General features: G+C 41.7%; 22 protein-coding genes and 1 pseudogene. 14 read left to right on the forward strand and 9 right to left on the reverse strand.

The genetic code is table 11. The annotated features are described in order from the left end of the window. Positions 1-173 precede the first annotated feature (173 nt). The 3 genes from BM126_RS07515 to BM126_RS07525 all read left to right on the forward strand — a co-directional run bounded on the left by BM126_RS07515 (position 174) and on the right by BM126_RS07525 (position 2,259). Entirely contained in the window at positions 174-1,385 is a 1,212-nt protein-coding gene (locus BM126_RS07515) for an MFS transporter (RefSeq protein WP_256213008.1), read from the forward strand. 144 nt (positions 1,386-1,529) lie between these two features. Further along, positions 1,530-1,859 (forward strand): hypothetical protein, encoded by a 330-nt coding sequence (locus BM126_RS07520; protein ID WP_256213009.1) that lies wholly within the window; start codon positions 1,530-1,532, stop codon positions 1,857-1,859. A 115-nt stretch (positions 1,860-1,974) separates the two neighbouring features. After that, the gene (locus BM126_RS07525; protein ID WP_090988920.1) at positions 1,975-2,259 is read left to right on the forward strand and encodes a hypothetical protein; all 285 of its coding nucleotides are present in this window, start codon (positions 1,975-1,977) and stop codon (positions 2,257-2,259) included. A gap of 41 nt (positions 2,260-2,300) precedes the next feature. Here the strand turns inward: BM126_RS07525 and BM126_RS22250 are convergent, their stop codons facing one another. Then, entirely contained in the window at positions 2,301-2,444 is a 144-nt protein-coding gene (locus tag BM126_RS22250) for a hypothetical protein (protein WP_177201347.1), read from the reverse strand. Between the two features lie 68 nt (positions 2,445-2,512). After that, positions 2,513-2,728 carry a DUF3006 domain-containing protein gene (locus tag BM126_RS07530; RefSeq protein WP_071350198.1) on the reverse strand — a complete coding sequence of 72 codons (216 nt, stop codon included), beginning with the start codon at positions 2,726-2,728 and terminating at the stop codon, positions 2,513-2,515. 205 nt (positions 2,729-2,933) lie between these two features. Between BM126_RS07530 and BM126_RS07535 the strand changes: the two genes are divergently transcribed. The 3 genes from BM126_RS07535 to BM126_RS07545 all read left to right on the forward strand — a co-directional run bounded on the left by BM126_RS07535 (position 2,934) and on the right by BM126_RS07545 (position 7,422). Next, positions 2,934-3,800, forward strand: a complete 867-nt coding sequence (locus BM126_RS07535) for an STAS domain-containing protein (RefSeq protein ID WP_090988921.1) — start codon at positions 2,934-2,936, stop codon at positions 3,798-3,800. 183 nt (positions 3,801-3,983) lie between these two features. Next, positions 3,984-4,820 (forward strand): STAS domain-containing protein, encoded by an 837-nt coding sequence (locus BM126_RS07540; RefSeq protein WP_141770034.1) that lies wholly within the window; start codon positions 3,984-3,986, stop codon positions 4,818-4,820. Positions 4,821-5,055: 235 nt separating this feature from the next. Then, positions 5,056-7,422, forward strand: a complete 2,367-nt coding sequence (locus BM126_RS07545) for a penicillin acylase family protein (RefSeq protein WP_090988923.1) — start codon at positions 5,056-5,058, stop codon at positions 7,420-7,422. 67 nt (positions 7,423-7,489) lie between these two features. Here the strand turns inward: BM126_RS07545 and BM126_RS07550 are convergent, their stop codons facing one another. The 3 genes from BM126_RS07550 to BM126_RS07560 are packed head-to-tail and all read right to left on the reverse strand — an operon-like array spanning position 7,490 to position 9,896. Beyond that, positions 7,490-8,149: a DNA alkylation repair protein gene (locus BM126_RS07550; protein WP_090988924.1), complete on the reverse strand. Its 660-nt coding sequence runs from the start codon at positions 8,147-8,149 to the stop codon at positions 7,490-7,492. A gap of 24 nt (positions 8,150-8,173) precedes the next feature. Continuing rightward, on the reverse strand, positions 8,174-9,013 hold the full coding sequence (locus tag BM126_RS07555) for a TIGR03943 family putative permease subunit (RefSeq protein ID WP_090988925.1): 840 nt from the start codon (positions 9,011-9,013) through the stop codon (positions 8,174-8,176). 13 nt (positions 9,014-9,026) lie between these two features. Next, complete coding sequence (locus BM126_RS07560) at positions 9,027-9,896, reverse strand: permease (protein ID WP_090988926.1); 870 nt, start codon at positions 9,894-9,896, stop codon at positions 9,027-9,029. Positions 9,897-10,377: 481 nt separating this feature from the next. On the opposite strand from BM126_RS07560, the gene BM126_RS07565 reads away from it, so the two are divergent. Continuing rightward, positions 10,378-10,656, forward strand: a complete 279-nt coding sequence (locus BM126_RS07565; RefSeq protein ID WP_090988927.1) for an HNH endonuclease — start codon at positions 10,378-10,380, stop codon at positions 10,654-10,656. Between the two features lie 90 nt (positions 10,657-10,746). Further along, positions 10,747-11,565: a class I SAM-dependent methyltransferase gene (locus BM126_RS07570; protein ID WP_371261417.1), complete on the forward strand. Its 819-nt coding sequence runs from the start codon at positions 10,747-10,749 to the stop codon at positions 11,563-11,565. Between the two features lie 53 nt (positions 11,566-11,618). Here the strand turns inward: BM126_RS07570 and BM126_RS07575 are convergent, their stop codons facing one another. Further along, positions 11,619-12,137: a MerR family transcriptional regulator gene (locus BM126_RS07575; protein WP_090988929.1), complete on the reverse strand. Its 519-nt coding sequence runs from the start codon at positions 12,135-12,137 to the stop codon at positions 11,619-11,621. 263 nt (positions 12,138-12,400) lie between these two features. On the opposite strand from BM126_RS07575, the gene BM126_RS07580 reads away from it, so the two are divergent. The 4 genes and pseudogenes from BM126_RS07580 to BM126_RS23140 all read left to right on the forward strand — a co-directional run. After that, on the forward strand, positions 12,401-13,660 hold the full coding sequence (locus BM126_RS07580) for an ATP-binding protein (protein WP_371261426.1): 1,260 nt from the start codon (positions 12,401-12,403) through the stop codon (positions 13,658-13,660). A gap of 13 nt (positions 13,661-13,673) precedes the next feature. Beyond that, complete coding sequence (locus tag BM126_RS07585) at positions 13,674-14,066, forward strand: hypothetical protein (RefSeq protein WP_090988931.1); 393 nt, start codon at positions 13,674-13,676, stop codon at positions 14,064-14,066. 51 nt (positions 14,067-14,117) lie between these two features. Beyond that, positions 14,118-14,501 (forward strand): PDC sensor domain-containing protein, encoded by a 384-nt coding sequence (locus tag BM126_RS07590; RefSeq protein ID WP_090988932.1) that lies wholly within the window; start codon positions 14,118-14,120, stop codon positions 14,499-14,501. Positions 14,502-14,816: 315 nt separating this feature from the next. After that, positions 14,817-15,299, forward strand: a pseudogene (locus BM126_RS23140) (diguanylate cyclase domain-containing protein); the annotation flags it as partial. Positions 15,300-15,311: 12 nt separating this feature from the next. Here the strand turns inward: BM126_RS23140 and BM126_RS22770 are convergent. Next, positions 15,312-15,467 carry a hypothetical protein gene (locus tag BM126_RS22770; RefSeq protein ID WP_256213010.1) on the reverse strand — a complete coding sequence of 52 codons (156 nt, stop codon included), beginning with the start codon at positions 15,465-15,467 and terminating at the stop codon, positions 15,312-15,314. A 104-nt stretch (positions 15,468-15,571) separates the two neighbouring features. Between BM126_RS22770 and chbG the strand changes: the two genes are divergently transcribed. Then, a complete protein-coding gene (gene chbG / locus BM126_RS07600) occupies positions 15,572-16,282 on the forward strand; it encodes a chitin disaccharide deacetylase (protein ID WP_090988984.1) in 711 nt (236 codons plus the stop codon). Between the two features lie 113 nt (positions 16,283-16,395). Here chbG and BM126_RS07605 read toward each other — a convergent pair whose 3' ends face one another. Both BM126_RS07605 and BM126_RS22255 read right to left on the reverse strand, forming a co-directional pair. After that, entirely contained in the window at positions 16,396-17,787 is a 1,392-nt protein-coding gene (locus tag BM126_RS07605) for an amino acid permease (protein ID WP_090988934.1), read from the reverse strand. A 421-nt stretch (positions 17,788-18,208) separates the two neighbouring features. Then, positions 18,209-18,373, reverse strand: a complete 165-nt coding sequence (locus BM126_RS22255; RefSeq protein WP_177201348.1) for a hypothetical protein — start codon at positions 18,371-18,373, stop codon at positions 18,209-18,211. 518 nt (positions 18,374-18,891) lie between these two features. Here BM126_RS22255 and BM126_RS07615 point away from each other — a divergent pair. Further along, positions 18,892-19,320 (forward strand): cell wall hydrolase, encoded by a 429-nt coding sequence (locus BM126_RS07615; RefSeq protein WP_090988936.1) that lies wholly within the window; start codon positions 18,892-18,894, stop codon positions 19,318-19,320. Positions 19,321-19,569 lie beyond the last annotated feature (249 nt).

The raw sequence follows: 19,569 nt of genomic DNA on the forward strand, positions 1-19,569 counted from the left end.
AATTTTATGATGAAGCTTTTTGGTTTTCCGTGCGCGTGCCGTTTAATTTAGTGCGAAAGAGCAGGAGTTTTTTTAAAAAGAGGACCTTATTTAAAAATCGCTGAAGTCCGTACATTGGACACACACACTGAAAAGGATTAAGATAAAGAACAATTTTTATTTGAAAGGTCTGAATGGATATGGAATATATATCACCCTCAGGAAAGCTTTACAGGAAAACCATCCTGGCTTTGTTTTTTGGAAGCTTTGTAACATTTGCGGATTTATACAGTACACAGCCGGTGATTCCGGTCATAGCGGAGCAATTTCATGTACTGCCGGCAAATGCCAGTCTTGCCCTTTCTTTTTCCACTGGCATGCTCGCCATATGTTTGTTCATTATCTCAATTTTTTCTGGGGCTGGTGACCGAAAACCGATCATGGGTGCTGCATTGACTTTTTCAGCTTTATGTTCAATCAGTGTCGGCTTTGTCCATAGCCTTCCCCTGCTCCTTGCCATCCGTGCTATACAGGGAGCGGCATTAGCCGGATTTCCCTCCATTGCCATGGCTTATATTACTGAGGAATTCCATCCGAAAAGCCTTGGCTATGTTATAGGGATTTATGTCAGCGGATCAAGCATTGGCGGACTTGCCGGCAGGCTGATTGTGGGTTCATTATCGGATTTTCTGAACTGGAATATTGCAATAGGCTGTCTGGGGGCTTTAAGCCTGCTGATCAGCATGGCCTTTTGGAGAATGCTGCCGCCCTCAAAACATATCTTAGCAAACCCGATATCTCTCAGAAGCATAAGAAGTTCGCTGATTCATAATTTGAAAAATAGAGGGCTTCTGTTCCTCTATGCCATCGGTTTTTTATTGATGGGTTCATTTGTGGCTATATTTAATTATGCCGGAATTCCGCTTATGGAACCTCCATATAACTTGTCGCAGACCCTAGTCGGGTTTATTTTTATCATTTATCTCGCAGGCACCTTCAGTTCTGCCTGGATGGGAAAGCTTGCTGATCGGATGGACCGCACGAAAGTCATTTCTGCAGGAATACTTTTAATGATAGCCGGAGGTGCATTGACATTAAGCGGAAGCATGGTGATGAAAATTGCTGGGCTAACTGCTTTTACATTCGGTTTTTTTGGTTCCCATTCTATCGCAAGCAGCTGGGTTGGAATCTTGGCAAATAAAAACGAAAAAGCACAGGCTTCGTCTCTTTATCTGCTATTTTACTATGCGGGGTCGAGCTTAATAGGTGCTGCAGGGGGTGTGTTCCTTCACAGCTATGGATGGGGCGGTGTAATCGGTGCGGCTGGCATTTTGCTTGCTGCAGCCTTTGTTTTGGCACTATTCATCGGTAAAACAGAAAATGCCTTTTTGCGGGAAGATGGCTGAGTCATCTATGCAGGCTCCGGGGGATCTTCTTTTATTAATCTAAAACTCTCTGTCATATTTTTTGCAGTTTATGAATATATTTTCTCAAATGGGATAAATACATAGAGAGCACCATTTTGAAAAGAAGAGAGGTTAATAGATAAATTGAAATATAAATCATCTGTACTCGCAGGATTAACTGGTATGCTGGCCATTTTACTTTTTGTATTTTTTCAGGATTCTTCCAATATGGAAAAGGTGCGGATCAATGAAAAATATTATCCGGAATATGCAAACGGAAAAGCTGTGGGATTTAAAACGAAAAAAGTAATCAATGTTTCCAAAACAGCGGAAGGCAATTCATGTGCGATGGAGTTCAGTAACGGAAAAACACTGGAAATCGATTGCGGCCGATATCTGGATTATCGGGTAGGGGATACAGTTTATATTGACTATAAGGGAAATCATGTGACCGATATACAAAGAAAAAAGTAGCGGCAGTTATGCTAAATACATAATAGTAAGCAGCTGGTCAAAAAAAAATACAGCATCCAGGGCCCCAAAAAGATGTTATGATACTATCAGACTGGTTTCATGGGGTGTTTGGGTAGTGCAAAAAGGTATTGCGGGTTTTTATATGAGTGTGGCCGCCCTTTTAACCGGGTCTGCGCTATATGCGCTGGTCCGGCTGAAGTTCTCCCTGCCAATGCTGGTATACGGAGCGATAGGGCTGGTTTTCTTGCTGCTTGCCTATCTTTCCTGTTTTTTATGCGTAACGGGAATCTTCAGGGAAAAAGATAGAAAAGGCAGATGGTTTTCTATAATTGGCGCCGGTATTTCAGGTGTTTTGGTGATAATGGTCATATACCTTATCATATTGGCTGGCCAGAAATAGCAATTAGCCCCCTTAAAAGGGGGGCCAGGCTGCTTTTATATTCAGCCTCTCTTTTTAGAGGCTTCTTTTTTTTGTTTATGCTCGGTTAGAATTTTTTTGATTCTTCCCGCGTTGTTTTTTGAATTGATCAGCCTGACCAAATCAGTCATATTCTCGGCTTCATAGTCTCTTCTGTTTTCGCTCATCTAATCCCTCCCGGATGTATGCATCATGTAGTATTTCCATACCCGGTAAGGCTGTTGATAAACATGAATTATATGCCGCCAATGATTTCTTCCATTTCGAATTTCAGCTTTTCGGTTTCATTTTCAATAATCGTAATCATCGTTCCGAAAATTTCTACAGAATCTCCAGGTTTCGCATTGGCTGGAAAAAGATTTTTTGGGATGCCTTCGGTTTCACCGTCTATTTCCACAATTCCGTAATCACCTTCAAAGCGGTTAATTAAGCCCTTTTTAAGTTCATCCATTTTTAATCACCCTCCTTTTTATATTAATGCTGGTATTCCCGCTTCATACTGGTTTGTAAACAATAATTTTTCTGCCATCGGGAGAAAATGAGATAAATTCTATCTATAAAACTAATATAGTGGCGTTTTTCAGAAACAAAGTGTAATGTTTTTACATATAAAGTGATGGTTTTGGGTATATAGATATAACAATCTGGAGGATTCTATGAAAAGTATAGAAAATATAGGAATAAGATTAAGCGCCGTAAAAGTCAAAATGGCTGAAAAGCTGGGCGCGGAATATGAAGGCTCACAAATTTCGGGGAATGATATGGTCAAAATCAGAAGCGAGCTTATCGGGATCCATGCCGAAGCATTGTCAGGAGACCCGGGTACAGCCATTGATAAAATGAAAATAAAAGCAAAGGAAATTGGGGTGATACTCATTTCTTCCGGGTATACTCTTGAATCCGCACTGGAAAACACGAAGAAGGCCCGACAAGCCTTTTGGGATTTTTTCGAGGAGGAAGTAAATCAGGAGCGGTTATCTGCAAGTGCGCTGCTTCAGGCAGCTTCCATTGTAGATCAAGTGCTTGATGCATCCATAATCAGCATTAGCGAATGCTATATTGCAAGCTTTAAGGAAAATGCAGCAGCAGCGGATGATGCGGCACTGCAAATTAAAGAGAATAAAATGTTAATAGAAGAACTTTCTGCTCCTGTTGTCCAGACTGTCTTAGAAGGCACACTGCTGGTCCCTTTCATTGGCAGGATTGATGCGTCCCGGATGGAAGCCATCCAGATGAATGTGCTCAGCAGCTGTTCTGAGAATAATGCTGAGTATATTATTCTAGACTTTTCCGGGCAGACGGAGGATGTGGATGCCTTTACATTTCATCTTCTGGATCAGCTGGTGAAATCATTGAAATTGATAGGAACTGAACCGAGATTTGCAGGGTTTTCTCCTGGTGCGGCTAGAAAAATCGTAGAACAGGGTCTTGTTAATGATGTGAAAACATTTGGCAGCTTCAGGCAGGCAATGTATGATTTGTTTAGTGAAAAAGGGATATCCTTTGCTGAACTGGCCAAATAGGAGAATCGTCTTCAGGCACTCCTGACGCATTGATAGTAAGAAATAATGTTTTGCTTTTCTTTTTATTTGGGAAAAATAAAAGGGGAGTAAGGTATAAACTGCTTGATTAAGCTGGACATAAAGAAAGGAAAGCCGGGCAGCTTTTTCTCTCCTTGCTTTTGCTTTAATATTGGGGATGGTAGGATGCAAAATAATAAGGAATTATATAACTTTTTATTGGATCGTTCAACGGATATTGCAGACCGGTGGATTGAAACATTTAATCATCATTTTGATTCATTGTTTACTTCGCCTGATTCAGTCAGGCTGGATGAACTGCGGGTGCAGAGCCAGCTGTTCATCATCCATTTGCATAAGGTCTTTTTAGTGGATAGAGGGCTGTTTTTTTCATCTTTGCAGGATTGGATTGAACAGGTGGCCAAGCATGGAAATAAGGATTCTTCGATTTCTGAGCTGGCATATCAGGTGAAAAAGCTCAGGGGAATATATTGGGAGGCCATTGGTGAATTCGTGGAAATGAATTCCGGCAGAATTTCCAATCAGGAAATTATGCTATGGAGCGATCTTGTATATATAGCTTTTGATGAAATTACCGAAGCGCTTTTAGGCTTTTTCCAGAAAGAGAGCTCCAATAAAATCGATGCGCAGAATACAATTATTTATTCTCTTACCGTACCAATCATACCGATTTCTTCTGCGGCATATTTAATGCCGCTGTTCGGAGAAATGAATACGAAGAGGGCCAAGGTGATAAAAGAACATATTATCGCCCACTGCGCATCCAAAAAGGTCAGTCTGCTCTTCATTGATTTTTCAGGGTTAACCGATGCGGATGATTCTATGCAGCAAATTTTCCAGCTGTCTATTATGCTGGAAAAGATAAAAGTGGAAACAGCTTTTATAGGCATTAGCAAGCAAATAAAAGAGAAGATTGAAGAACTGGAAATAAACTTGGACAATATTGCTGTCTACTCCAGTTTGACTGCCGCCTTAAAGAACTATCAGCTGGATGGTGAATAAGCAGAAAAAGCAGGGACTTGATGTCTTTGCTTTTTTTTGATTTCAAAAAAACAGGATAGTAAAAATAGGAAATAAGAACGGTAACAGAGAATATAATAGACATGCGTCTGCAGTGAAGTCACGCAGCCCCATTTTGGCTGGCGGCCAGTTGAATGGATCGCTTAGGGCAATCTTCATTCAGGTTTAATCGCAGACGATAATGCGGGAATTTGAAAAGTGGAAAGAAGGGACTTAAATGGCTGATACTGCTGTACCTCAGATAAAAACGAAGAAAAAGAGAGGAAAACGGCTTTTATGGGTACTGGGCATAGCGGCAGTGCTGCTGCTCGCCGCATTTGCCGGCGCGAATTTTTATCTCGCCCGTTCACTGCCTGTAACAAATGGAGAAATTGGGCTGCAGGGCCTTTTGGGGCCTGTAACTGTCGTTAGAGATTCAAGCGGTGTCCCGCATCTTAAAGCAAAAAATGAACATGATTTGTTTATGGCACAGGGCTACATACAGGCACAGGACAGATTGTTTCAAATGGATTTGAGCAGGAGGCAGGCTTCAGGCAGGCTGAGCGAGGTGATTGGCGACAAAACTGCAGAAAATGATAAGTTTTTCCGCACGCTGGGATTAAGAAGGGCTGCCGAATCATCTTATAAGCAATATTCCCCAAAAGGAAAGGAAGCTCTTCAATCCTTTTCAGAAGGAGTCAATGCTTATATTAAAGAACTGAAGAAAAACGGGAAATGGCCGGTTGAATTTAAGCTGCTTGGATATAAGCCAGAACCCTGGACGCCTGCAGATTGCCTCACAATCGGAAAATATATGGCGTTTGATTTAGGCGGAAACTGGGAGGATCAGGCCTTTAGGCAATATTTGCTCCAGACTTTCCCAAAGAATAAAGCATATGATCTTTTTCCTGGCTATCCAAGAAGCGCGCCCTATATAATCGGGAAATCAGAATTGAATATTGAAAAAAGCTTTGCACATGCAGTTACTCCATTCGAATACAACGGAAGCAATAACTGGGTAGTCAGCGGCCAAAAAACGGCATCCAAAAAACCTCTTCTTTCGGATGATCCTCATCTGGGACTTGCAACTCCTTCAATATGGTATCAAATGCATCTGGAAGCCCCAAGTGTAAATGTAAGCGGTGTCATATTTGCGGGCGTTCCAGGAATAATCCTTGGGCATAATAAGAATATTGCCTGGGGAGTCACCAACACAGGCCCTGATGTCCAGGACCTGTATATAGAAAGAAGAAATCCGGTGCAAAAGAATGAATTTTACTATAAGGGGAAATGGGAAAAGGCATCTATTGTCAGCGAGCCAATAAAAGTAAAAAATAAAAAAACAATCGACTATAAGGTAACGGTGACACGGCATGGGCCAGTCATATCCGAATTTGCAGGCGAAAGCGGAAAGAATACGGTTCTGGCACTTAGATGGACCGCATTAGATCCTTCCTCTGAATTGGAAGCAGTCCTGAAAATGAATAAAGCGAAGGACTGGAACAGCTTTGAGGAGGCACTGCTGAAATTTGAGACACCGGCCCAAAACTTTGTATTTGCCTCAAAAGACGGGACAATAGCTTATAAGGCAAATGGAAAAATTCCCATCCGGAAAAAAGGAGACAGCATGCTTCCGGTTCCCGGCTGGACGGATGAGTATGAGTGGAAGGGTTATATTCCATTCGATGAACTGCCAAAAACGGTTAATCCAAGTGAAGGCTTCATTTCAACTGCTAACAATAAAGTGATTTCCGATGACTATCCGTATCATATCTCAAATAACTGGGCCCAGCCGTACAGGCAAATGCGCATACAGGAAGTGCTGAAAGCGAACGATCACCTGACTGTGAAGGATATGGAAAATCTGCAGATGGATCAAATGAATCTGCAGGCAAGGGAGTATGTTCCGCAATTTAGTCATGAACTTAAACATATTAAAAGCAGCAGGGATAAGCAGGCACTGGAGATTTTAAAAGATTGGAATTTTATAGACTCGAAGGATTCCCCTGCTCCGCTGATTTTTAACTTGTGGATGCAGAATATATCAGATGTGCTGCTGTCAAAGCAAATACCTGAAGATACGTTAAAGCTTTTTAAAGGCAAAAAACAGGCAGTAGATGAATTGCTGAGAAGAGGTCTTGAAGGAAAGCCGGGCCCATGGGTGACGGAAGCGGGAGGATTGGAAAAAGTTTTGGAGCAGTCCCTTGAAAAGACAATAAAACAGGCTGGAAAACTGCAAGGGGAGAAAATGGAGGATTGGAAATGGGGAGACTATCATCAAATTCAATTTACCCATCCCCTCTCAAGTGTCGCTCCGCTGAATTTATTATTCAACAGGGAAGCTCCCATTCCTGTTGGGGGAAGCAGTGTCACTGTCCAGGCTGCTGCATTTACAGAGGAAGGAATAGTGAACCATGGGGGCTCCTGGCGATTTGTAATAGATCTTAGCCGCATGGACGAAGCCTATCATCTTGTCGGGCCTGGACAATCAGGAAATGTAAAATCCAGATGGTATCATGACCAAATGGATGACTGGGCAAATGGAAGGTATCATAAGACAATTCTTAATAACCCTAAGGGGGATATTTTGACATTGAAACCATAGCATAAGGAAAGGGAAGGCACCATTTGGTGTCTTCCCTTTCCCATGATGGAGTGCAGGCCATTCTCGGCTATAGATATTTGCTGCCCTCGCGTATGCTTAACATGGCCAATGTATGGGTACTGATAAATTGTCTTACTGAGTCAGGTGCTGTTTTGGAATACTCGCGCAGTGCCCATCCTATAGCTTTTTGAATGAAGAATTCCCTGCTGTTTGCATTTTGCAGAATATACCTGTAAAGCAGTTCTTCGTTTGTTTGATGTTTATATTTTAGCTGAAAAAGAATGGAAGTCCGCTTGCGCCAAAGATGATCGGAGGTGCTCCACTCATCTAGGTGCTCAGCAATCAGTTCCGGATAATGGATAGCCAATTTTCCAACAGGCTTTGCTGCCAGCGCATCTACTGTATCCCACCAGGATTTTTCTGTAATAAGCTGTTCTAGAAGGGGGAAATGTTCTTTTGACAGCACGTTCAGCTTTTTGCTGATATAGTCCAGTGCCGCATATTGATATTCACGCTCAGATTTTTCCCAAAGCTCAAGAACAAGCTCGGGAAGAAAGGGTTTCATTAATATTTCTGTTTCAGAGTAAAATTGTCTGGTTAGTTCGTTTCTCAGTGGAGTTTTAATTCCTAAAAAAGGGAACAGGTTTTTCATATATTTGCTCATCGGCACAGCCTGTTCTGTGTCGCGGTGCTGCTCGAACTGCTCCTGAAGCATCATTGTAAGCATTGTACCTGCCTCCCTTTCATAGTATTAATATTTTCTGTACACATAAGGATCATCCGGCTTTGAGATTGTCTGGACGGACTTTACCTTAAGAATAGGGATTGTTTTTTTAAATGGCTGATAATATACGGTATCTAATTCACCTGTGACAGATAGCCAATCATCATTTTTGGTTTTTATGTTTTCAGGGAGATCGACCAGCATACCGAACACGCCCGAATCGGCAACACAATGTATGATACCAAATCGGAACAGGAAGATCTGATTTTTTGCCACATCCTCAGCATGGTAGGCAAAACCAATCAGTTTAACGGTCTTGCCCGTGAAATCCCCAGGATAATTATAGATGGTTTCAAGATCAGTCAGATAGTTGCTGTCATTCAATTCAAGCTTTTCCTTTTTATCAAGCTTTTTCAATGAACGGTCCATAAGGGTCTGATAATCGTCTGTCCCATAGTAAAGACTGGTATTGGGCTGGAGAAATTGATGCTGGCTGTACTGGTCTGTGTCATTATAGACAGGGAAATGGAATCCCTTTTTTGCGACGATATTTGAATCCATCGTTGCAACAGGAAGGAAAAGCCCTGTGAAAACTGGAATCAGAAATAATATATATGTCAGGTATTTCTTCCAGCCTTTGCTTTCATGGGTATGATCGCTGCCGCAATGACAATCATCACTGCACGTTTTTTTGTCATCTTCTTTTACATATAGATATAATCCGATCAAGGTGAAAATAGCCAAAATGTAGATGGCTGTTTCCGAGATATAGGCATATTTCATGTTAATATATTTCGAAATATTTCCAGAGGCATGCAAATGCATGAATAAAAAAGTAAAGCCAATTAAGATAAGTAACCGAATCATAAAAAACACCTCGTTAAAATTTAAACAATAAAGTAAGGCCAAGGACTGAAAGGATGATGTACAGCGTCAGATAAAGGACAAATTTCACTTTGAAGGTGCCGAGAAGCATAATGGTATTTTTAATGTCGAGCATGGGACCGAACACAAGGAAGGCTACCAGCGAGCCTGTGGAGAAGGTGCTCCTGAATGAGCTGGCAACAAAGGCGTCCGCTTCAGAGCAAAGAGACAGCACATAGGCCATGGCCATCATGACCATGTTGCCGGATACCCGGCCCTGCCCAATATCAAGCAGTACAGATGTTTTAAGGAACGTCTGGACGGCTGCGGCAATCAGTGCCCCTATGATGAGGTATTTTCCTACCGAGAAAAACTCTTCAATAGAGTGCTTGAGCATCGCCATAAGCTTAGACTTAAAGGTATCCATATGAACATGGGATACATGTTCATGTTTCAATTGGGGCTGTTTGAATTGATAAGAAATAATAAGTCCGACAATCAATGCAACCAAAAAGGAAATGCCTCCGCGGTACAGCACCATTTTCCAGTTGTTTCCAAAGGCAATGAAGGTGGAAAAAAGGACGATGGGATTAATGACAGGACCTGTCAGCATAAAGCCGATCGCTGCATGAAGCGGCACTCCTTTGGATATTAAGCGTCTTGCAATCGGAACAATGCCGCATTCGCATGCTGGAAACAGAGCTCCAAGCAGGGTGGATACAATAACAGATAAAATACGGTTTTTTGGTATGATTTTTGCAATCATTTCTTCGGTGACGAAAATCTGTATCACACCGGAAACTAAGACTCCCAATAAGATGAATGGCAGTGCTTCTATTAAAATACTGATAAAGATCGTGTTCATTTGCAGTAGTGACTGACTCATACGGGCCGTTCCTCCAAAACTTTTATTCATTATGCTCTGTTAAGCTCAGTTGTATATGAAGTAATAATGATGATTAGTTCGATAGGTGCAGACTGCGTGAAAGCGGGTTAAGGAAGACACGGCAGATGCAAGAGAAGAACTGCCTGGTGAAAGAGCGCCTTAAGCATAGATCAGCAGGCAGGTTTAACAGAGCCATTCATTAAGATAGTAGAGAAGGAGCTGCCCTAAGTCAATTTTTCATTACTATGAGCAGATGGGCATCTTATCAGAATAGGGCTTTAGGATAGAGCCATTCCTCTTACAGGCATTAAGTAAAGGATGAGGGCAATACTCATGGTATACCTGCATATACCTTTTCCTGCTTCATGGCAGTTAAGATAGCGTCAAGACAGTGTTATTCGAAGGATCTGAAGCAGTGATGAGATGATTCCCTCCATGATGGAGGTTTCACTTAATAATTCACGGAGAGGGATGATGGAATTTGAACGGCAAGTGTGAATTATGCGGAAGGAATCATACAGAACTGACCATTCATCACTTAACACCAAGGGAAGAAGGGGGAAGCCATCTGCCAACGGCTTTATTGTGCAAACCCTGCCACAAACAAATACATGCTATGTATTCAAATAAAGAATTGGCTGTACGGATGTATACCATTGGATTACTGCAGGATGATGAGGAAATTAAAAAGTATATAAAATGGATCAGAAAGCAGCCTCCTCAAAAATTGGTCAAAACAAGAAAATCGAAGCAAAAATAATATTGGAAATATAAGGAAATAAAGGATATCCATTTATTTAGCAGAATACCATTATATGCAAACAATGCTCACAATTAGGGGAGGATGAAAATGGATATAACAGATAACGTAATTTCCTATTATAGTAATTATGATGAGTGGGGGCGCCTTGACAGGGAACCTCTGGAGTTCCAGGTTAATTGGCACTATATAAAAAAGCACCTGCTTAAAAAGGGACGGGTGCTGGATAATGGGGCCGGGCCAGGGAAATATGCACTTAAGCTTGCGGGTGAGGGATACAGGGTAACTTTAACCGATCTGACTCCCAAGATGGTAGAGACTGCACAGGAAAAAGCGAAGGAACAGAATGTATTACATCAGTTTGAAGGGTTTTATGCAAGAGATGCCAGACAGTTAACAGGCTTGCCTGAAAATACTTATCATGCATCACTTATGCTTGGCCCGCTATATCATTTGCAGAAGGAACAGGACAGAATCCAGGCTGTCCGTGAGCTTCACAGAGTCACGAAAAAAGACGGAATTGTCTTTGTGGCATGCATGTCAAGGGTTCGCCATTTGATTACTTCCCTGCAAAATCCGCTTTCATGGAAGCCAAATCACACGATGGATTCCATTAACGAGTTTAATTCGACCGGATTGTTCAATCATGCTGATTCAGGACGATTCACAGGAGTTTATTATTTTGAACTGGAGGAAATAAAGCCGTTTATGGAGTCCAATGGTTTTCAGACCTTGGAACTGATTGGGTCCAACGTTGGTGCAGCCCTCAGTCAGGAAAGCTGGAATTATTGGGAGCAGGCAGGACAGGAAGAATTAAGCAAGGTTAGAAGATTGATTGTAGAAAAAGCATCAGATCCGTATATATTAGGCATTTCATCACATTTGCTTTATATAGGAAAAAAATGCTGAAGCCAATGCGTTAATGAAAGGGGAAAGCACAGCACTATAAAAGGGCTGTGCTTTCAAAAGCTGAATAGGGTGCTAAGCAGCTTTTTCTTTTTTTGTTTCTTCTGCGGGCTGCCGCTGTCAAAAATGGCCATATCCCCAGCGGATGATGCAGAAGTGCCTTTTTCAGCATTTTCAGCTTTTTCCAGGCGTTTAGTCAGTGCTTTGATCTGGCTTTGCAAATCTTCTATTTCCCGCCGATGCTGGAGTATTTGATAAGTGACTACAGAATCTGCCTTTGATTCGAGCCTTGATTCCATTTCATTGAACCGGGCCATAAGATTTTCAGCAATGCGGCTTTCTTCAGATGCTTCAATTTTTCCTTTTCTTCTAGGCTTTTCGTTATCTTTATGATCAGCAGGGGAAACAGGATTTGCTGATTGAGCGTGTATTTCTCTTAATTGATTAATGTTCTCCTCGGTAAACGAATAATGCCCCAGTTCGTTTTTCTCCATCTTGAGATTAAACTGCTTCACCCAGCGCTGGATGGTCCTTGGTGAAACTCCTAATAACTCTGCTGCTGCAACTGTATTCATAAGATCCCTCCTTAGAACATTTAGTTCTCTAAGAACCTTCAAGTTCCTTCCAAGGCGACAAAACAAGTTTCCATTCAGCAAAGAAAGAGTATTTTTTATGTTTTTCATCATGATTGCTGTTAAAACTGCAGCAGAAGAATTTGCTTCGCCAATCATGGCGGAAAAAATATTATTCGACATAACCTATTATAGGATTGTCCTAGATTGAAAAAACCTGTAGAATTTTTCCATAAGAACCTCTTTAGGCGGTGATCAGAATGGAAATGACAAAGCATTTTTTCTTTACGCTTGTGATATTATTTATTTTTTTGTTCATTTACTTGATTTGGTCAGATAGGAGAAGGGAAATGCCCTTTTCGAAGTCGTCTGCTATTATTTGGTTCATTGCATCCCTGTGGATGTGCTTGTATTTTTCGTATGAAGCAGCACCAAACATCCTGTTTGATTTAAGAGAGGTCCCTATAGTGATAGGCGGCCTTTATTTAGGAATTGGGCCGCTTGCTTCTTTGGCTGTCATCTTGATCCGCTTCTTTTACGGAGTCAATCAGGGCTTTTATTTTACTCTTGGCTTCTATGTGCCTCTGGCAGTGATTTTATGGAAGCTTTACCCCTGGTTTTGGAAACAGGGTCCCAGGAAGCGTATAGGTTTTTCTGTATCACTTACTGTTCTTATCAGTGTTTTGACTTTAGTTCCGCTGGGATACCTTCATCCCCGCTATAATTGGGTGGATGTGTATTTCGCATACATGGCTGTTCCTCCGCTTGGCGTATTTATGATTTCTTATTCCATTGAATTTGTCATTAAAAATCTGCATATGTATCAGCAGCTTATTAAAGCTGAAAAGCTGCAGGCGGTTGAACAAATGGGTGCTGCCATATCACATGAAATCAGGAACCCGCTAACCGCAGCAATTGGGTTTGTACAGCTTCTTCAGGAATCATCAGTGAGCACAGTGAAAAGAAATCAGTATCTCTCCCTGGTAAAAGATGAATTGAAATCTGCTGAAAGAGTCATCCAGGATTATCTGACCTTTTCCAAACCTGCGCTTGAATATATGGAAGAGGTGAATGTAAAAAAAGAGCTAAGGCATGTCATAAACGTTTTACAGCCTCTTGCGAATCAATTTTCAATTGAAATCATTACTGAATTTGCAGTAGTGGGGACCATTCAGGGAAATCGCCAGAAATTTCATCAATGCTTTCTAAATTTGATAAAAAATGCAATTGAGGCAATGCCTAATGGCGGAAAATTGACCATCGAAACAAACTACTCAGAAAAACAGATTGACATTAGGATCAAGGATACCGGGTGCGGAATGAACAAAGAACAGCTTAAAAGATTAGGAGAGCCATATTATTCTACGAAGGGCTCGAAAGGAACCGGCCTTGGCATGATGGTTTCTTATGGAATCATCCGCGCCTTGAACGGAAGCATCAGGGTTCAAAGCGGGATAGGAGAGGGAACGGAATTTTTAATAGCTTTCCCGACTTCCTTGCCGTCATTTAAAAATGAAAGATTTTAAGAATGAATAAAATATGCCCAAGAGAGCCTGGAAGGTACAGCACAGGCTCCATGAAGCATGTCTGCTGACAATTGATTTAGAAAAAAGAAATTGGAGAAATGTACCTGTGTCTATGAAACTAAGAACGATTTTTGCTATTAGCTTTGCTTTTCTTATCTTTATTTTTAGTGCAATTTTAAGCAGTGCCATTTCAAACAGGACGACTTCTCAGCTTAAGGGGGAGGCGGGGAATTCGCTTTATGAGGCTGCCTTTCAGATGGCAGATAAACTAGATTACTTTATGTGGTCGAGATACAGTGAAGTGGAAGTTCTAAGTGAACTTTTAACACAAAAACAGCATGCCGGAGATTATAGAGATGAGCATTTGCTTAATCAGCTGAAAAAAAGCATCCCTTCATTTTCCTAGGTCGGCATTACGGATGATAAAGGAGTAGTAAGAGCAGCTACCGGCCGTATTTTGGCGAATAAAGATATCTCGGAACGTCCAGTATTCAAAAATGCCGTCAAAAAGCCGTATATAGGTGATGTCCATGACGCCGTACTTTTATCTAAGATATTGCCAAACCCGAATGGAGAGCCGCTGCAATTTGTTGATATCAGCACACCGATAAGGGACAGGCAAAACAGGTTTAAGGGTGTGCTCGCTGCCCACCTGAGCTGGACATGGTCAAGAGAAGTAAAAAATGACATCATAAGGCCGCTCCAAGGCAAGAGAAAAGGGATAGACATTTTCATTATCAGCTCTAAAGAACACATTATCCTGCTCGGCCCTAAAAATATGGAAGGCAAACCGCTGAACCTCAAGCAGGGAGCTGGGCATAATTGGGAATCTGTAACCTAGCCGGACGGAAAAAAATATGTTACAGGTTTTGCAAAAAGCAAGGGTTACAAGAACTATTCGGGGCTCGGCTGGTCTGTCATTGTGCGCCAGCCTGAAGCTGCTGCATTTACCCGGGCTGAAGATCTTCAAAGATTCATTATATTCCTAGGTGCAGCTTCAAGTGTTATCTTCGCCCTATTGAGCTGGGCAATGGCAGGGAGAATATCAAAGCCCCTGCAGTCCCTTACCTCTGCAGCAAAAATGGTAAGTGCCGGAAATAGTATAGAAATTCCTGTCATGAAAGGAATAAAAGATATTGAGATCCTCTCCGCTTCAATGCGGGAGATGGTGTTATCCCTTAGCAAGAAAGAAACTCAGCTTGGGGAAATGGAGATGCTTGCCTATCGTGATGGGCTTACAGGACTGCCAAACAGGATATCCATACTTCTTTATATGGAAAAACTAAAGAAAGAGCAGGATCTGAAAGGGCATACACTGACATTTCTTTTCTTTGATCTTGATGGTTTCAAGGCGGTTAATGACAGCTTTGGACATCATACTGGAGATTTGTTAATAAAGCAGGCCGCGGTGAGGATAAGAAAAACCTTGCGGCAGGGTGACTGTCTTTGCAGGCTTGGCGGAGATGAATTTGTTGCTGCCATAGAGCATGAACAGAAACAGCCTCGTGAAAAAGCAGGACAGCTTGCCCAAGAGGTCATCTCTGTTTTAAATAGGCCGTTTATAATTGAAGGCCAGTTGATACAAATAGGATGCAGTATTGGCGGGGCTATTTAGCCATTGGATGGAAAAGACCCTGAAGAGGTATTGAAATTAGCAGATCAGGCACTGTATGCTGCCAAGGCCAATGGAAGAAACCGCTTTTGCTTTTCTGAAAAGAAAATGGCGGAATAACGATAATTGATTAAAGGCATTCCCAAAAAGGAATGTCTTTTGTCTGTTTAAAACGGCTATACATGCGTATATCATTTTAAAGAAAATGCGAGTCTTGGAGGAAAATGCCTGCCGGGTGCAGAATATCTGTCAAAGTTACTGTTTTTTTGCAGAATAGCTATACGGCGGGGAGTGGGGAAATGATTCATTTAATAGTGAATGCAGATGATTTTGGATACTCAAGAGGTGTGAATTATGGGATACTCGACAGTCACCTTCTTGGCATCGTGAATTCTGCGACAATGATGATGAATATGGAAGGAACCGAACATGCCATTCAGCTTGCGAAAGAGCATCCTTCGTTAAAGACAGGCATCCATCTTGTCTTAACCTGCGGCAGTCCGCTGCTGAAGGATGTGAGGAGTTTGACGGATCAAAACGGTAATTTTAAGAAACAGTCACAGCTATTAAAAGAGGGCAGCTTTTCACTGGATGAAATAGAACGGGAATGGTCTGCTCAAATTGAGGCTTTCCTTTCCTCCGGTTTAGAGCCCACCCATCTTGACAGCCATCACCATATGCACGGTACAAAGGAAATCATGCCTGTTACTGAATTGCTTTCAAAGAAATACGGTTTGCCGCTCCGGAAAACGGGAAACGGGCAGGAAGGGGTATCCTATTTTTCTGACGTCTTTTTAGATGACTTTTATGGAGAAGGAGCAACAGAGGATTACTTTAATAAGCTTCATGAAAAAGTATCCGACAATGCCCTTGTTGAAGTGATGTGCCACCCGGCATATTTGGACACCTCTATCATGGAGGGATCTTCCTACAATCTGGCCCGACTGCGTGAAACATTAATATTAACAAACACCGTCCTGCCGAAAAATATGGCACTAGCCAAACTATAAAGCTGGTTAGAAGTTTTGCCTTCACTGCATACATACCTTATGACCTCGAGGGGCTAGGCACTGGATAAAGAAGTAATAAGAAAGCCCCCGCTCATTAAAGCGGGGGCTTCTTATTACTTTTCTGCTGCTGCTGCCTGATGGCTCCGATTCTTAAGTCCGGCCGCATAATAGATGACTACTAAAAGCCCGATCCAGAGCGGCCCGATAATTAAAGCAATCCTCGTATCTTTTGAGAATCCCAATAATATGGTCACTAACAGCAAAAACGCAAGCGAGATATATGAAGAGTAAGGGTAAAACGGCATCTTGTACTGAAGCATCTTCTTTTCTTCAGCGCTCATCCTATGCCTTGATACCATCTGGGTGACCAAAATAGTTCCCCAAGTCCAGATGGCCCCAAATGTCGCAATAGAGGTTACATAGCTGAACACATGCTTGGAAAGGATGTAATTTAAGTATACCCCGATCAATAGCACGGCTGACGAAACAATGACAGCAAGGCCCGGAACGCCGCCTTTATTAGTCCGTTTGAAGCCTTTTGGCGATTCTCCCTGCTGTGCAAGATTAAATAGCATTCTTCCTGTACTGAATATCCCGCTGTTGCAGGAGGAAAGTGCTGCCGTAAGTACAACAAACTGAATAATGCCTGCTGCTCCCGGAATGCCGATTTTCTCAAAGGTCAAGACAAACGGGCTATTGCGGGCAGTGATTTCGTCCCAGGGATAAATGGACATAATGACAGTCAGTGAGAACACGTAAAAAATGAGAATTCTCCAGAATACTGTATCGATGGCTTTTCTTATCGCTTTTTTCGGATTTTTTACTTCGCCCGCCGTGACTCCAAGCATTTCTACCCCGAGATAAGCAAACATGACCATCTGGAAGGATAAAAGCACTCCTTTCAGTCCATGCGGAAAGAATCCGCCATTTTTATAAAGGTTACTGAATCCCAAGGCATGTCCGCCATTTCCGATTCCGAAAATAATCATGCCAAGGCCGATGGCTATCATTAAAATGATTGTGACAATTTTAATAAGTGAAAACCAGAATTCCAATTCCCCGTATGCCTTGACTGCCAGGAAATTAATAAGTGTCATTAAAATAAGTGCTGCAAGCGCCCATACCCATTCAGGTGTCCCGGGATACCAGAATTGCATGTAAATGCCTACTGCCGTAATTTCAGCCATGCAGGTGGCAATCCATAAGAACCAGTAATTCCATCCGGTTATAAAACCTGCAAGCGGGCTGATGGTTTCCCGGGCATAACGGCTGAAGGATCCTGCAACAGGATTTTTGACCGCCATTTCGCCAAGGGCCCTCATTATAAGGTAAATGATGATTCCGCCGACAGTGTAAGACAAGAGAATTCCCGGACCTGCCAATTTAATAGCAGATGACGAACCGAGAAACAATCCGACTCCTATTGCCGCCCCTAAAGACATAAGGGTGATATGCCTTTGTTCCAAGCCTCTCTGCAAAAGAGAGTCATCGATGTTCTTTTTCATAGCCTTCACCTTTTCTTTCAATTATGTAATATAGTATATTAGTGTTACATTAATACGAGGAGAGATGCATGTCCAGTTTTAATATCAATTCATAGCTATCGTAATCCTTGATTATGTAAGCCTTTTCAAATCGATCTCCCTAAATCTGCTTTTCCTCCAAGAGTCACCATATTCGGCTAAAATCATCATTGGTTCAAAATCAAGCTTAAGCTTAACTTAACTGAGGCAAGTCTAATAAAATCGCTCTGGAACATGAAAAAATTATTATAATATTCTATTAATATTATTTGATAATAGTATATCTTATTGGCTAATTTGTAAAGAAAACCTCCGTAAAATAGATATATTGAATGATAAAAAAAGGCACCCCATTAAGCAGGATGCCAAAAAGGGAGGATATATGCCAGTTGGGCTTTTTATTTTAGTTCCAAAATCCTCCCAGAAGTTTTCCGATAGCCCTTCCAGCCAGCTTAAATGGCCAAAAAATGACATATTCAATCAGTGATCCGACAAGCTCTCCAAATAATTCAGAAAGAAAGGATTCTTCTTCTTCTTTTTTTTTCTTCTTTCTCCGTGAATCCGCCATCCCGCGCCTCCTTTTCATTGAGATGTTTTAAATTAAGGCTGTTTTCGTAAACTTTGTTGCTATGAGACAAGGTGGTTGATTTCCGTTCCAGGATGCTCGCTTTCCGCGGGGCAGCCGTTGAGCCTCCTCGGCTGCGCCTGCGGGGGTCTCACCTGTTCTGCTCATCCCGCAGGAGTCTCGCACCTAACGCTCCAATCAGCCTGACTTGACAATGGGAACGCCTCACATAACAAATTAAAAAAACAACAATCTTTAAGAAAAGAGCCTAAATTAATCATAATGCCTATAGAAACAAATAAAAAGTATGTAGATGTAATTTTATTCCTTTTTCTCCATGCGCAGGCACAATATGTTTATTTTCGAATACCTGCCATAAGAAGGAGCTCATTGACATCGGATGTCCATTTTTGACTGTGTGGTTTTTATTGCTTGTTAAAATGGGATAAAAAAACTGCTTATCCTCTGTCATTCATTTAGTAAATATCCATATAAATGGTTTAGACAGGAGGCGTTGCATCATGGCAGTCGTAAAAGCGACAACAGCAGATATTGACCTTTTAGCACGATTGCTCAGGGCTGAAGGGGAAGGAGAGGGAGTTAAAGGAATGCTTCTGGTCGGCAATGTCGGCATTAACAGAATCAGGGCCAATTGTTCAGATTTTAAAGGATTGCGAACAATCCCGCAAATGGTTTATCAGCCGCATGCCTTTGAAGCCACGATACATGGATATTTCTATCAGCGTGCGAGGGAAAAGGAAAGGCGCCTGGCGCGGAGGAGCATTAATGGAGAACAGCAGTGGCCGGGCAAGTACAGCTTATGGTATTTCAGGCCGCCGGCTAATTGTCCTTCTCAATGGTACAATCAGCCCTTTGTGGGACGCTACAAGCTTCATTGCTTTTATGAACCGACAGCAGACACCTGCCAAAACGTTTATAACACTTTTTAATTTGAATGCCAGGAAAAGCGCTCTTTTAGCAGCGCTTTTTTATTTGCCATGTGTGAGGTAAACAGTATCACTTTTTTGGACAATCTATTTCATATAGAAGAAGAAGGGTCCTTTTGCCTATTACGGCAAAAACAAGAATCAAAAAGACTACTTTATTCTGAACCTTCAAAATTTAATATTCAATTTAATGAAGAAATTGACATTATTACTAAGTATAATCAAGTTGAATACAAAAAAATTTCAGGAGGA

It is taken from the genome of Bacillus sp. OV322 (assembly GCF_900112495.1).
GTDB lineage: Bacteria > Bacillota > Bacilli > Bacillales > DSM-1321 > Peribacillus.